The organism is Streptomyces sp. MBT65 (genome assembly GCF_016612545.1).
Taxonomy (GTDB): domain Bacteria; phylum Actinomycetota; class Actinomycetes; order Streptomycetales; family Streptomycetaceae; genus Streptomyces.
Genome location: NZ_JAENRY010000218.1, coordinates 1 through 13,113 on the forward strand (window position 1 = coordinate 1; position 13,113 = coordinate 13,113).

A 13,113-nucleotide genomic window follows, 5' to 3' on the forward strand; every position below is an offset into this window, starting at 1 on the left:
CCTCCCCACCCGCCAACCCCTATCGACTGCCGGCAACCCCAGGTCCCACCGCAGCAGCTCGGGTCCACGGGATCAGCGCCGGAACGCGGGCGCGGTAGGCCTCGTAGGACGCCCCGAACCGGTCGGCCATCATGCCGTCCTCGATACGGACCCGGCGCAGCAGCCAGGGGACGGCGGCGGCCAGGAGCACGATCCAGATGCCGAAGCCGCAGGCCAGCATTCCGCCGAGGGCCAGGCCCAGGAGCCCGGTGTAGATGGGGTGCCGCACTATTCGGTACGGGCCCTCGGTGCGCAGTTCGTGGTGTTCGTGGACCAGCGGGATGCTGGCCCACATGACGCCCAGGACCCAACGGGCCCACAGCAGCAGAGCCGTGGAGGCGAGGGCGAGCGCGGCGCCCAGGAGGGCGAGCTCGGGCTGCCAGTACTGGAGGTGGTGCCAGAAGGAGTCCGGAGTGAGCCTGATGAGCAGGGAGAACGCGTAGGCGCCCACGATCAGCAGGGCCCGCCGGGGCAGCGTGCGGCGCAGGCCGCGCGCCCAGCCGCGCAGCCCGGCCTCGCTCTTCACGCCGAAGTAGACGGCGCCCGCGATCCAGGCCACGACGAAGATCGCGACGCAGGAGCCGGTGAGAGCGACGAGTGCGGAATGTAGTGATCCCATGGCACAAGGCTGCGCCCCGACCTGCGTAGACCACCACCACCCACGGGCTGATTCCGCGGCTCCACCCTCAGGTGGAGACCTGTCACTCTCGGTTGAGGTGACGTAGATCACGAGGGATCAGGGCATCGGACGGCAGGTGCCGCGGCGTCCACCTCCTGAAAGTGCGATCGGGGGCCGCAAGTCCGAATGGGGGAGGAATCGACCGTGCGCCGTGGCTACAGATGGGTCGACCGCGAACTGGCCCGGATGGACCCGGACACCGACTGGGAGCGCATGATCTCGCTCTATGTCGGCCACCGCGTCCCCGAGTTCGCGCTGGCGATGATGGTCTATCCGGGCACCATGCGCATGATGCAGCCGGGCTTCGGAGCCGCCACCCTCGCCCACACGGCGAAGCTGGAGAAGCGACCCCGGCGGCGTTTCGAGGACGGCAACGCGTTTCTGATGGCGTGGATGGTGGACGGGTTGTCCAGTCCGGCGGGCCGCGCCGCCGCCGAGCGGCTCAACCGCATCCACCTGTCCATCGCCCGCGCGACCCCGCACCTCCCCGGCAACTTCGACGACGCCGACGATTTCGTCTATCCCCTGGTCCTGTTGGCCACGTTCGCCGACCGGCTGCAGACCTCGCTGGGGCTGCCCGGCACGAGCGACGGCATGAAGGTCGCCTGGCATCGCTGGGCGCGGACCCTCTTCCGCCTCCTGGAACGCGAGTCGGGTCCGCTGGCCGACGAGGCGTTCCCCGAGGACTGGGACGCGATGACCGAGTTCGCCCTGAAGTTCGAGGCGCGGCCGTACGAGGGGACGGAGTCCGGGCATCGGGTGGCGACCGCGATGACGGAGTTCTTCGCGGAGTACTGGTTCCCCACCCCCTTACGGGAGTTCGGCAGGGACCTGACCCGGTATCTCGCCGGCGAGCGGGTCTGCCGGCTGCACCGGATCGGCTGGCTCAGCCCTCGGCGCGAGCGTGCCGTCCGTCTCTTCCTGAAGTCCGCGTTCCTCGCCCAGCGCCTGCTCCCCGACTACCGCAGGCCGCTCCCCGAGCGCTTGCGCCAGACCCGGCGCCGCACCGGCCCGCTCCTCAGCTCCCCAGCATCTTCAGCGTCCGCCGATGCCACACCAACGGACTCCGCTCGTCGTCGGACCGCATAGCTAGCACGCGCAGCACGATGATGTCGTGGTCGCCGGCCGGATAGCTGTGCTCGACGGTGCACTCCAGCCAGACCGGCGCGCCGTCGAGGAAGATCGCGCCGGATTCCGCCTCCACCGTGCGCAGGTCGGCGAACCGGCCCGCCTTGCTGCGGGAGGAGAGTTGGCGGGCCTTGTCGCTGTGCCCCTCGCCCAGGACGGAGACGCCGATGGCCCGCGCGCGGGACAGTACGGGCCAGGTCGTCGAGGTGTGTTGGGCGGCGAAGGAGACCATGGGCGGGTTGTGGGAGACGCCGACCGCGAACGACGAGACGACCATGACGGTCGGGTCGCCGTGGACGCGCGCGGAGAGGGCCGCGACCCCCGAAGGGAACCCGGAGAAGGCACTCGTCATCTCCCCCGGATCCGAGGTGATGCCGTCCAGGTTCTCCAGGCCTTCCATTGCCGTCATCGCGCAACCCCCGCCCGCATGTGCCCCGTCCGTGTGTTCCCCGGCAGAAGTCCCTTGCCGGGAGGCTCTGTTCGCAGGAGTGCGCACGCGAGGAGGCAGAGCAGTCCGACCGTCGCGAGCCCGCCGAGCGTGACCGCGTAGCCGTGTCCGGCCAGCAGCACCGCGCACACCGCGCTGCCCAGCACCGCCCCGAGTTGCTTCATGGCGTTGAAGGTTCCGGACGCCGCCCCGACCTCCTCCGGGCCGACCGAGGTCACCGCAGCGATCGAAAGGGGCGACCAGACAAAGGAGTTGGCGACCCCGTACACCGCGAAGGTGGCGGTCAGGGCGGAGATCGGGGCGTCCGTCGCGACGAGCACCGCCGACGTCCCGATGGACAGGGCGAGGGCGCCGGAGCCGATGACGGCGACCGCGCGGGTCCCGATCCCGTTGTTGAGCCGGGCCGACACCGGCGCCCCCAACAGGCAGACCACGCCCATCGGTACGAGGGTGAGGGCGGCCGCGCCGGCGTCGAGCCCGCGCTCCCGCTGGAGGTACAGCATCAGCGGGATCATCGCCGACCCGGAGCAGAAGGCCGCGGCGGCGCCGGCCCAGGCCGCGACGACGAACCCCCGGCTGCGCAACAACTCGACCGGCACCAGGGCCCGTTGGCCGTCCCGGCGCTGGAACCACACCACCCCCGCGACCACCACCACGCCGCCGACGACGAGCAACCACCGTGGTACGCCCAGCACTTCGGCCCGCGCCGCGTCCGTGCCCTGGATGCCGATCACCAGCGCACCGACACCGCTCGCGTTCGCGCAGATCGCCCACACCGGGATGCGTGCCTCCTGGCGCGGCAGCACCGGGACGAACACGGCCACGGCGACCATCGCGGCGACACCGACGGGAACGTTGACCCAGAACACCGCGGGCCAGCCCCCGACCGCCACGAGAAACCCGCCCAGCAACGGCCCGACGGCCACCGCCGCGCCGCCGACCGCACCCCAGACGCCGAGCGCGACGGCGAGACGCGGCGGCCGGAACAGCGCCTTGATGAGGGTCAGGCACTGCGGTGTCATCAGGGCGGCACCGATGCCCTGCGTCACCCGCCAGGCGACAAGTGCCGTGATGGTGGGGGCGGTTGCGCACAGCAGCGACCCGAGTGTGAACGCCGCCAGCCCGATCAGATGGACGCGTCGATGGCCGTAGCGGTCGCCGAGCCGTCCCGCGACGACCAACGGCACGGCGTACGCGATGAGATAGCCGCTGTTGACCCACATCACGGCGGTCTCACCGGCGTGCAGCCCGTCGATCAGGGACGGCAGTGCGACCGAGGTGATGGTGCTGTCCAGCAGCAGCATGAAGAACCCGGTGCACAGACTGCCGAGAGCGAACCAGTCACGCCGCGTGCTCTCCGCCCGCATCTCAGACCGCCAGGTTCTCGCGGAGAGTCGAGCCCTGGTACGCCGGTGCGAGGGCGCCGCGGCGGCGCAGTTCGGGCAGCAGCAGTTCGCTGATGCCGGCGAAGCCGGAGGGCATGGCCAGCGGGCTGGAGAACATGAAGCCGCCGCGCGATCCGGTGGCCGCGAAGTTCTCCTCCAACGCGTCGGCCACGGCGGCCGGATCGCCCACGACGCTGTGGTCCAGGCCCGTCGCCCGCCCCCGCCCGTGCGCGAAGAACTCGCCACGGCTCATGGTGTGGTCCGCGCCGAACTCCGTGACGAGCGAGCCGACGATCCCCGCGGGACTCGCGTTGGCCGCCGCCAACTCGTCGCGCAGTTCACCCAGTTGGAAGGAAGTGGGAAGCGTCGAGAAGTCGTATCCGGCGTTGTGCGAGAGGTAGGTGGCGACGGCCTCCTCGTTCCAGAACTCGTGCACCGCGTCGCAGCGCGCCAGCGCCTCGGCCTTCGTCCGGCCGACGATCACCTGGGTGGCCCAGAGGATGCCGACGTGTTCCGGGTCCCGCCCCTCGCCCAGCAACGCCTCGTCGAGCAGCTTGCGATGGCGCTGCTGGCTCGCCAGATGTCCGCCGAAGCCGAAGACGAGATCGGCGAATCGGGCCGAAGCGGCAATGCCCCGGGGGGAGTTGCCCGCCTGGACGACGAGCGGGTGGTACTGCGGGCCGGGTACGGACGCGAGCGGGCCCTTGACGGTGAAGAAGCGCCCGTCGTGGTCGATGGGGTGCACCTTCGCGGGGTCGGCGAACCGGCCCGTGCTCCGGTCGCGGACGATCGCGTCCGGCGCCACGGAGTCCCACAACGCCCGGCAGACGTCGACGAACTCCTCCATCCGCTCGTAGCGCAGGTCGTGGTCCATCAGCTCGGTGAACCCGTAGTTCGCCGCGTCCGCGCCGCGCGTGGAGGCGACCACGTTGAAGGCGATACGGCCGCCGGTCACATGGTCGAGCGAGTTCAACAGCCGGGCGACGTAGAAGGGGTGCATGAAGGTGGAGGAGTACGTCAGGCCGAAGCCGACCTTCTCCGTCACCGTGGACATCGCGGCGATGACCGGTGACATGTCGTGGCGCGGCCACTGGATGCCCCACTCCACGGCCGGTGCGATGCTGCCCCGCCAGGTGCTGGGGATGCCGCTGCCGTCGCCGAAGAACAGCAGCCCCACACCCGCGCGTTCGGCGGTCTGCGCCAGTTCCATGAACATCCGGACGTCCGGGAAGTCCCGCCCGATCCAGGAGCCCTGCCGGGCCCAGGCGCCTTCGGTGTGGGTGAAGGAGAGGTCGTAGCCGATGTGCATTCCGGTCATCGCGCGGCCTTCTTCCACAGTTCCACGACCTCGTCGGCATCGCTCAACACGGCCACGTTCAGCCCCAGTTGGAACAGGGCGGCGGCGTTGACGTGCGGGTCGTAGGCGGTCGTCGTGTCCTGCGGTACGACGACGGGCCAGTCGAGTTGGACGGCGTCCTGGGCGGTGGCGTACACGCAGCACTCGCTCGTCAGGCCGACGACGGTGAGCCAGTCGTGGCCCGCGGCGCGCAGCCGGGCGTGGAGGTCGGTGCCGAGGAAGCCGCTGTAACCACGCTTGACCACCCTCAACTCCCCTTCCTTCGGCCGCACTTGGTACCACTCGGCGCCGGGCGTCCCGATCCGGCACGGCTCGTCCGGGCTCATGGGCGCGTCGTAGTCGCCCTCGCGCAGCCAGTTGCTCGACCGCCACGGCCGTGCCGGGTCGCTGCCCAACTCGACCCAGACGACCGGCACTCCGGCGGCGCGCGCTGCGTCGACGAGCCCGGCGATACGGGTGACCGTCCGGTCCAGCGTCGCCAGTGCCTCCTCCGTCAGGCCGTACGCCCCGATCCGGTCCGGATCGGCGAAGTCCCGTTGCACGTCGACCACGACGAGCGCGGGTCTGCTGAACGACCCGGCAAGGCTGGCGAGTTGTCGGTCCCGCAGGTCGGACATCAGGCCGCCACCTCGTCACGGGCGCGCAGCGCGGGCAGCACGGTCTCGCCGAACAGCACCATGTCCTCGTCGTACTCGGGGAAGATCAGCATGAGTCCGTCGAGGTCGGCCTCCCGCACGATGTACTCGATGTGCTCGGTGACCGTCCGGGCGCTGCCGGCGACGTACGGCGTCTGGAAGGCCGCCTCCCCGTCGGCGCCGTCGGCCCACGCGCGGGCCTGGTCGGCGGGCACGCCCCAGGTGTGCCGCATATGGGCGAGCGCCTCGCGGTCGACGCCCACGCCCCACTCCTTCACCTTCTTGACGGCCAGTTCGTCGGTGTCGTCCTGGACGACGGTGAGCATCGAATAGGTCTTGCAGACACGGCCGTTGGCCTTGGCCCGGGCGTGGACGTCGGCGGAGAGCGACCGCATGTCGTCGAGGCTGTCGGCGGCGAGGAAGGCGCCGTCGGCGTACCGGGCCTGGAAGCGGCGCGCGTCCTCGGACCGGCCCGCGCTGATGAGCGTCGGCCGGGTCGCCGGATGCGGACGGGACTCGCAGTCGACGAGGTCGAAGTACGGGGTGCGCAGGGTGACCGAGTCCTCGGTCCACAGCCGGGTGACCGCCTCCGTCCACAGCTCCGTCATCCGGTAGCGGTCCTCGTGGCTCAACTCCGGGTCCCAGTCACCGAATTGCTCGAACTCCCCCGCGTACGAGCCGTTCACGATGTTCATCCCGGCCCGGCCTCCGGAGATGTCCTGGAGGGTGGTGAGCATCTTCGCCGCGATCGCGGGGTTGTGGATGTTGGCGTGCAGGGTCGCCCAGATCTTGACCTTGCTGGTCGCCTCGGCGAGCGCCGACATCATCGTCATCGACTCCAGCGAGCGGCCCCAGTGGTCCGTACTCCCGCCGAAACCACGCCACTTGGCCATCGACATCACGAAGTCGAGCCCGATGTCCTCCGCGTGCAGGGCGGCACGCTTGTTGTAGGCGTAGGTCGCCTCGGGATGCGGCGCGGTGGTGGACAGCATCCAGCCGCCGTTCCCGATGGGAAGGAAGATTCCATACTCTTTCGCGGGCACGTCAGGGACCTTTCTGCGGCTCTTTCAGGGGCGTTTCGACGGTCTGCCGACCGTGGGGGGCGCTACGGCGCGGGCCAGACGAGCTTGTCGCCGCTGTAGATGTCCTTGACGAACGAGGCGTCGAACCAGGTCCCGGCCTTGGCGGCGGTCACGCTGCTCGGCACGATCTTGAACTGGTGCAGCATGGCGACGAGTTGGGTGACGTTGTCGGGGTCGATCCCGCCGAGCGGTTGTCCGGGTGTCGGGTTCTCCTTGACGACCTGCGTCTCGGTCTTCCAGATCGTCGCGTTGAGCTTCTTGTCGTAGGTCGGGCCGGACAACTTGGCCGCGTAGCCCACGCATTCGGTGATGTGCGCCTCGCCGGCGGAGCAGTACTCGTAGGCGTGCAGCGCGGCCCGCAGAATGTCCTCGACGGCGTGCGGATGCGCCTTGGCGAACGCCGGGTTGACCGCCATCGCGCCGATGGAGCTGGGGATCTTGTAGTCGACCGGCTTCCACACGGTGACGTCCTTGCCGGCCGCCTTGAGCTGGTTGGGCTCGTTCGAGACGAACCCGGTGAGCGCTTCGAGGCCGCCCTGCTTGCGCGGCAGTACGGAGGGGTCGTAGCCCTCCTTCACCAGCTTGAGCGAGTCCCACTTCACCCCGGCCTTGACCAGCATCGCCTCGACGGCGGCGGGGACATACCCCTTGTGCCCGACGACCTTGCCGTCGAGCTGGGTCAGGTCGGTGATGTCCTTGTTGGTCATCAGGATGTCGAGCCCGGCGTTCGAGTACGAGGAGATGCCCTTGATGTCGATGCCGTTGGCCTGCGCCTGGATCAGGTCCTGCTCGGAGATCGCGGACACGGTCGCCTGTCCACCGGCGAGCAGCTTGGTGTTCTGCGCGGTGTCACCGCTGCCGGGCTTGAGATCGACGGTGAGGCAGAGGTCCTTGAAATAGCCCAACTTGGCGGCGGCGATGTATTCGAGGATCGAGACGGAGGACTGGAACTGGTACCCGGAGAGATAGGTGATCTTCCCGGCGGCCTTGTTCTCCGCACACCGCTTCGCGGAGATCGCGGACCCGGCCGACCCGGCGGAGGTGCTGTCGTCCGACCCCGAGCCGCATCCGGCGACTCCGAGCGTCAGCACGGTGGCGATGAGGGCGGATCTGGTGAGGCGATGCATGGGCATGGGTGACTCCAAACTGGCGTTGATGCCGGGAAGTTGGTGAACACGGGTCCGGACGAGCGCTCCGTCGGGCTCAGCTCGCGCTGTCGTGCCAATGCAGCACGCGACGCTCGACAACGGTCACGGCGAGCAGCAACAGCACACCCATCACCGCGAGGACGAGGATCGAGGCGTAGACGACGGGGAGTTGATTCATGGAGGAGGCCACGCTGATCGCGGTGCCGAGACCCCCCGTGGACCCGGACGCCGACATCTCCGCGACCACCGCCCCGATGATCGACAGCGGAAACACGATCCGCAGCGCGGCGAAGAGATACGGCAGCGCGTTCGGAATCCGCACATGCCACAGCAGCTCGACCCGACTCGCGTCCATCGTCCGATAGACCTGCAACACCTGCTGGGGAACGGATCTCAACCCCGTGGCCGTGTTGATGAGGATCGGGAAGAAGCAGATCAGCCCGGTGATGATCAGCTTGGGCATGGGTCCGAAGCCGAAGGCGACCACCAGGGCCGGCGCGACCGCCACCAGCGGGGTCACGTTGAGGACGACGGCGATCGGCATCACCGCCCGCCGCACCAGAGGGAGTTCGCTGGTCAGCACCGCGAGGACGAACGCTCCGACGAACCCCATCCCCAGCCCGGCCGTGGCCTCACCGAGCGTGACAAGGGCGTTGTGGACGTAGTAGCCGAAATTGCCGGAGAGCGAACTGCCGACATCGGACAACGGGGGGAGCAGATAGGGAAGTTGTTCGGCCCCCCAGTGCCAGAGCCCGGCGAGGAGCGCCAGCATCACGACGAGGGGCGACCACACGGCCGGCCGGATCCAGGCGATCCGGGACCTCGGGTGCTTCAGGCTGAACCGGGACGGTTCCACGGTCGGCGGCGCTGTCTCGGCCGCCGGGGCGGTGGCGCGTTCATCGGCAACGGTCATGTCCTCGCCCCCGTTCACGCGGCTTCGCTGTGCCAGGCGCGGCGCAGCCGCTCTCGCACCAGGTCCTCGTACTCGTGGAACCGCCGTTCCCCGAAGAGCCGTTCACCGCGTGGCCGGGGCAGGTCGACGTCGATGCTCTCGACGATGCGGCCGGGGTTCGGCGCCATGACGACGACGGTGTCGGAGAGCCGTACGGCCTCGGACACGGAGTGGGTGACGAACAGGACGGTGGTCCTCAACTCCTCCCACAGGTCGAGGAGTTGATCCTGAAGGCTTTCGCGGGTGAACTCGTCGAGCGCCGAGAAGGGTTCGTCCATGACGAGCACGTCGGGTCGCAGGCCGAACGCCCGGACGATCGCGGCGCGTTGGCGCATGCCGCCGGACAACTGGGCGGGGAGCTTGTGCAGGGCGTCGCCGAGACCGGCCTTGACGAGGAGTTCCTCCATGTCGGGAACCGCCGTCCGCCGCTCGGCGAAGTCGGCGATGCGCTCGCGGCGTCGGCCGGCACCCCGGTTGATCTTCTGCGGCAGCGTGACGTTGCGCAGGACGGACAGCCAGGGCAGCAGCGCGGGGCTCTGCGGCACGAGTCCGATCATCTTGGCCGCGCACGCCTGCGCCGGGGTCACGCCGTGGACCGACACCTCGCCGAGGTCCGGCTGTTCGAGCCCCGCGACGAGTCGCAGCAGCGTCGACTTCCCGCAGCCGCTGGGGCCGATGAGACTGACGAAACGGCCCGACGGCACGGTCAGGTGGACGTCGTCGAGGGCCGTGGTCGCGGCGGACCCGAAGCCGTAGACCCGTCGTACCGACCGCAGTTGGAGTGCTGGCGTACCAGTCACCTTCACGCTCCCATCCATGTCGCGGGCACGAGTGCCCGATCCTGGAAGTCGGAGAGCGTGCGTAGCGAGTGCGACTGACTGCCACGCGGAAATCCGCTTAGGTGCCCCCGACCGTAGGAAGATTGTGTTTCGGTACGGCGCAGTTGACTGTTACGGGCGTTTTACGTCTGGGCGTGGCGCGGGGCGCAGTGGGGTGACCGTACTGCCGTCGTACACATGGATCTCGATCCCGAGGTCCGCCGCCGCGCGCGCCACCCAGCCGCCGAGGGCCTGCACGATCAGCTCGGTGACCAGCAGGACCGCCCGCTCGGCGGTCGGCACGGACTCCCGCAGCCAGAGCAGTTTGAACATGTCCGCCATGACCTTGTTGCGGTAGGCGGGCTTGTACGCACCTTGGTTGCCGACGAGTTGGACGAGGACGCGGCGGGCGGCGTCGATGCCCTCGACCTCGACGCGGCTGCCGTCGGGCAGCATGAGCGGCTTCGGGCGCAGCGGCGTGCCGAGGTGGTCGCCGAGCGCGAGCAGCATGCGGCGCTCGACGGAGCCCTCGGCGAAGCGGCTCCACTCGGTGGGGGCGTCCAGGACGATCAGGTGCATCCGCCGCATCCTAGGAAGTGTCCGTTTCCCCCGTGTTGCTTAGGGTGGACCACCATGAGAGCAGGCGGAGCGACAAGGACACCGGACGAGGACGCGGGGACGACACGGCTCGACGGCCGGGTCGAGCGGGGCAACCGCACCCGGCAACTGGTGCTGCGCCGTACCGTCGACATCGCCTCCGTGGAGGGCCTGGAGGCGCTGTCCGTGGGCCGGTTGGCGACCGAGTTGCGGCTCAGCAAGAGCGGGGTGTTCGCGCTGTTCGGCTCCAAGCAGGAGCTGCAACTGGCCACCGTGCGCGAGGCCGCGCGCATCTACACCGAGAAGGTCATCAGGCCCGCCGCCGAACTTCCCGTCGGCATCGGCCGGTTGTGGCGGCTGTGCGAGCTGTGGCTGGAGTACTCGCGGGGGCGGGTCTTCCCGGGCGGCTGCTTCTTCTACGAGGTCATCGCCGAGTTCGACGCGCGGTCCGGTCCGGTGCACGACGCGGTGGTCGGGGCGCAGCGGGACTGGACTGCCTTCGTGGAGGGGACGGTCGCCGGGGCGCGGGACACGGGCGAGTTGCGGGAGGACACCGACATACCCCAACTGGCCTTCGAGATCGTCGCGTTGATGGAGACGGCCAACGTGGTCTCGGTACTGCACGACGAGGAGACGGCGTACCGCCGGGCCCGGGTCGGCATAGCGGCCCGGCTGCGGAGCGCGGCCGTCGACCCGTCGACGGCTCCCCAAGTCCCCTGACATACACGGCATTTCACATTCCCGCGGACACCGCATTTCCTCATCCCGACTTCGGCCGAAAACAAGTAGCACGATCGTTCGCACAGTTTTAGGGTCAGGTCCCATGACTGCCACCGGAACGGACATCGTCGAGCTCGACCGGATCGCCGTGTACGAGGCTCTGCGCGTAGTGGAGTTGGCGCAGAAGGAGGACTGGGAGCGGGACACTCCGTGCGCGGGGTGGAACCTGCGGCGGCTCGTGGCGCACATGGCCGCGCAGCATCACGGGTTCGCGGCCGCGGCGCGTGGCGCGGGCGGCGACAGGGCGTACTGGCGGGAGCCGGAGGACATGAGCGCTCCGGCCCGGACGCACCGCGCGGCGGCCACGGCCGTCCTCGCCGCGTTCGCCGACCCCGGCGCCGCCGAGCGGGAGTTCGTCCTGCCGGAGCTGGGCACGAGCTTCCCCGGCCGGACCGCGATCGGCTTCCATTTCATCGACTACGTCGTCCACGCGTGGGACGTCGCCGCCGCACTCGGCACAGAACTCGACCTGTCGGACGACGTGTTGGACATCGCACTGGTGGTGGCCCGGCTGGTGCCCACCGAACCGGCCGTACGCGGACCGGAGTTCGCGTTCGCCCCGCCGCTCGACGTACCGCCGGACGCCGGTCCGCTCGACGAGGCGCTACGACTGCTGGGCCGGACCCCGGAGGAGTGGCCGACGAAGAGCCGCTGAACTCGCTTCCTTTGCCTGCCCTTTGAGTAAAACTGCCCTCCCTTTGAACAAGGCGACCGGCCCGCTCGTACCTCCAGGCACTGGCCACGCGTCAACTTCTCCAACGACCAGTTGGTTCCCCCGGGAGGCTCCCTTGCGTCGTATCAACGGTACGGCTGTCTTCATCGCGACCATCATCGCCACCACCGGTGCGCTCGCCTTTCCCGTGTGGTCGTACGCCGACCGCGCGGGGACCGGGCAGGCGAACGTGGCGGCGGGCACCGTGAACACCGAGTGGGGGCCGTTGACGGCCGCCGACCGGGATCTGATCGTGCGGGTGCGGCTGGCCGGGCTGTGGGAGCTGCCGGCCGGGCAGCAGGCGATCGAGCGGGCACCCAGCCAGGCGATCAAGGAGGCCGGTGACCATCTCATCGTCGGCCACACCGACCTCGACAAGCGGGTGCGGATCGTCGCCGCCAAGCTCAATGTCGCGCTGCCCAATGTGCCGAACGAGCAACAGCAGGGCTGGCTGCAGGAGATGAGCGCGGCGACCGGCGCCGAGTACGAGTACAAGTTCGTCAACCTGCTGCGGGCCGCGCACGGCAAGATCTTCCCGGCCATCGGCGCCGTACGGAACAGCACGCGCAACACCCTCGTGCGGCAGCTGGCCTCGGACACCAACCAGACCGTGCTGGACCACATCACGGTGCTGGAGAAGACCGGGCGGGTCGACTTCGACGCGATCGCCAACGGGGTCGCGAACGCGTCGACGGCCAGCCCGACCGGCCCCGCGGCACCCGTACCCGGCCAAGTGGCGCCCTCGGCGCCGGTCGCCCAGGCGAGCCCGAACATCAACACCACCTCCCGCCCGTCCCCGGGCGCACCGGGCACGGTCAACACCGGCCGACCGGATCCGGTCGACTCGAACGGCGTGCTGGGGTAGCACCCGCCCNACCGGCCCGACGCGGGCAGGCTGACGGCGCTCGCCGAGCGGGCCGAGGCGCTGGGCTCGCCGCTGGTCACCGAGCACATCGCGTTCGTCCGCGCGGGCGGCCCGCTGACCGCGTCCCCGCTCCTGGAAGCCGGCCACCTGTTGCCGGTCCCGCGCACCCGGGACGCCCTCGACGTGCTCTGCGAGAACGTCCGCATCGCCCAGGACGCGCTGCCGGTCCCGCTCGCCGTCGAGAACATCGCGGCGCTGCTGGCCTGGCCGGGCGAGGAGATGACCGAGGGACAGTTCCTGTACGACCTGGCCGACCGCACCGGCGTGCGCCTCCTCATCGACGTCGCCAACCTGCACACCAACCACGTCAACCGCGGCGAGGACCCGGCCGAGGCCCTCGCCGAACTGCCCGTCGAGGCGATCGCCTACGTCCATGTCGCGGGCGGCATCGAACGCGCCGGCGTCTGGCACGACACCCACGCCCACCC

Annotated in this window: 14 protein-coding genes and 1 pseudogene; 5 read left to right on the forward strand and 10 right to left on the reverse strand. The window is 69.8% G+C overall.

The window, feature by feature from the left end; translation table 11 throughout:
- Positions 1-19: 19 nt before the first annotated feature.
- Positions 20-658, reverse strand: a complete 639-nt coding sequence (locus JHN63_RS36215) for an isoprenylcysteine carboxylmethyltransferase family protein (RefSeq protein ID WP_200688877.1) — start codon at positions 656-658, stop codon at positions 20-22.
- A 204-nt stretch (positions 659-862) separates the two neighbouring features.
- Between JHN63_RS36215 and JHN63_RS36220 the strand changes: the two genes are divergently transcribed.
- Positions 863-1,807 (forward strand): DUF2236 domain-containing protein, encoded by a 945-nt coding sequence (locus tag JHN63_RS36220; protein WP_200688879.1) that lies wholly within the window; start codon positions 863-865, stop codon positions 1,805-1,807.
- On the opposite strand, the gene JHN63_RS36225 is transcribed toward JHN63_RS36220, so the two are convergent.
- From JHN63_RS36225 to JHN63_RS36265, 9 genes are all read right to left on the reverse strand, one after another.
- On the reverse strand, positions 1,737-2,255 hold the full coding sequence (locus JHN63_RS36225; protein ID WP_234478229.1) for a flavin reductase family protein: 519 nt from the start codon (positions 2,253-2,255) through the stop codon (positions 1,737-1,739). The genes JHN63_RS36220 and JHN63_RS36225 overlap by 71 nt on opposite strands.
- On the reverse strand, positions 2,252-3,661 hold the full coding sequence (locus JHN63_RS36230; protein WP_200688881.1) for an MFS transporter: 1,410 nt from the start codon (positions 3,659-3,661) through the stop codon (positions 2,252-2,254). The genes JHN63_RS36225 and JHN63_RS36230 overlap by 4 nt, the downstream gene beginning before the upstream one ends.
- Before the next feature lies 1 nt (position 3,662).
- Entirely contained in the window at positions 3,663-4,997 is a 1,335-nt protein-coding gene (locus tag JHN63_RS36235; RefSeq protein ID WP_200688883.1) for an NtaA/DmoA family FMN-dependent monooxygenase, read from the reverse strand.
- On the reverse strand, positions 4,994-5,653 hold the full coding sequence (locus tag JHN63_RS36240; RefSeq protein ID WP_200688885.1) for a cysteine hydrolase family protein: 660 nt from the start codon (positions 5,651-5,653) through the stop codon (positions 4,994-4,996). Before JHN63_RS36240 ends, JHN63_RS36235 begins: the two co-directional genes overlap by 4 nt.
- Entirely contained in the window at positions 5,653-6,714 is a 1,062-nt protein-coding gene (locus tag JHN63_RS36245; RefSeq protein WP_200688887.1) for an LLM class flavin-dependent oxidoreductase, read from the reverse strand. The genes JHN63_RS36240 and JHN63_RS36245 overlap by 1 nt, the downstream gene beginning before the upstream one ends.
- Positions 6,715-6,776: 62 nt before the next feature.
- Positions 6,777-7,886, reverse strand: coding sequence for an ABC transporter substrate-binding protein (locus JHN63_RS36250; protein WP_200688889.1), 1,110 nt, complete (start codon positions 7,884-7,886; stop codon positions 6,777-6,779).
- A gap of 70 nt (positions 7,887-7,956) precedes the next feature.
- On the reverse strand, positions 7,957-8,814 hold the full coding sequence (locus JHN63_RS36255) for an ABC transporter permease (protein ID WP_234478230.1): 858 nt from the start codon (positions 8,812-8,814) through the stop codon (positions 7,957-7,959).
- Between the two features lie 14 nt (positions 8,815-8,828).
- Positions 8,829-9,653: an ABC transporter ATP-binding protein gene (locus JHN63_RS36260; protein ID WP_307782066.1), complete on the reverse strand. Its 825-nt coding sequence runs from the start codon at positions 9,651-9,653 to the stop codon at positions 8,829-8,831.
- A gap of 150 nt (positions 9,654-9,803) precedes the next feature.
- Positions 9,804-10,250, reverse strand: coding sequence for a hypothetical protein (locus tag JHN63_RS36265; protein ID WP_234478232.1), 447 nt, complete (start codon positions 10,248-10,250; stop codon positions 9,804-9,806).
- A 54-nt stretch (positions 10,251-10,304) separates the two neighbouring features.
- Here JHN63_RS36265 and JHN63_RS36270 point away from each other — a divergent pair, with 54 nt between their 5' ends.
- The 4 genes and pseudogenes from JHN63_RS36270 to JHN63_RS36285 all read left to right on the forward strand — a co-directional run.
- Positions 10,305-10,988, forward strand: a complete 684-nt coding sequence (locus JHN63_RS36270) for a TetR/AcrR family transcriptional regulator (RefSeq protein WP_200688895.1) — start codon at positions 10,305-10,307, stop codon at positions 10,986-10,988.
- A 103-nt stretch (positions 10,989-11,091) separates the two neighbouring features.
- The gene (locus tag JHN63_RS36275; RefSeq protein WP_200688897.1) at positions 11,092-11,703 is read left to right on the forward strand and encodes a TIGR03086 family metal-binding protein; all 612 of its coding nucleotides are present in this window, start codon (positions 11,092-11,094) and stop codon (positions 11,701-11,703) included.
- 133 nt (positions 11,704-11,836) lie between these two features.
- Positions 11,837-12,625: a DUF4142 domain-containing protein gene (locus JHN63_RS36280; RefSeq protein ID WP_200688899.1), complete on the forward strand. Its 789-nt coding sequence runs from the start codon at positions 11,837-11,839 to the stop codon at positions 12,623-12,625.
- Positions 12,626-12,637: 12 nt separating this feature from the next.
- Positions 12,638-13,113 (forward strand): annotated as a pseudogene (locus JHN63_RS36285) (DUF692 family multinuclear iron-containing protein); the annotation flags it as partial.

Excerpts from the sequence above, each read along its gene's own strand:
- JHN63_RS36215 (WP_200688877.1), bottom strand. The coding sequence starts at position 658 with ATGGGATCACTACATTCCGCACTCGTCGCTCTCACCGGCTCCTGCGTC.
- JHN63_RS36225 (WP_234478229.1), bottom strand. The coding sequence starts at position 2,255 with ATGACGGCAATGGAAGGCCTGGAGAACCTGGACGGCATCACCTCGGAT.
- JHN63_RS36230 (WP_200688881.1), bottom strand. The coding sequence starts at position 3,661 with ATGCGGGCGGAGAGCACGCGGCGTGACTGGTTCGCTCTCGGCAGTCTG.
- JHN63_RS36235 (WP_200688883.1), bottom strand. The coding sequence starts at position 4,997 with ATGACCGGAATGCACATCGGCTACGACCTCTCCTTCACCCACACCGAA.
- JHN63_RS36240 (WP_200688885.1), bottom strand. The coding sequence starts at position 5,653 with ATGTCCGACCTGCGGGACCGACAACTCGCCAGCCTTGCCGGGTCGTTC.
- JHN63_RS36250 (WP_200688889.1), bottom strand. The coding sequence starts at position 7,886 with ATGCCCATGCATCGCCTCACCAGATCCGCCCTCATCGCCACCGTGCTG.
- JHN63_RS36255 (WP_234478230.1), bottom strand. The coding sequence starts at position 8,814 with ATGACCGTTGCCGATGAACGCGCCACCGCCCCGGCGGCCGAGACAGCG.
- JHN63_RS36265 (WP_234478232.1), bottom strand. The coding sequence starts at position 10,250 with ATGCACCTGATCGTCCTGGACGCCCCCACCGAGTGGAGCCGCTTCGCC.
- JHN63_RS36270 (WP_200688895.1), top strand. The coding sequence starts at position 10,305 with ATGAGAGCAGGCGGAGCGACAAGGACACCGGACGAGGACGCGGGGACG.
- JHN63_RS36275 (WP_200688897.1), top strand. The coding sequence starts at position 11,092 with ATGACTGCCACCGGAACGGACATCGTCGAGCTCGACCGGATCGCCGTG.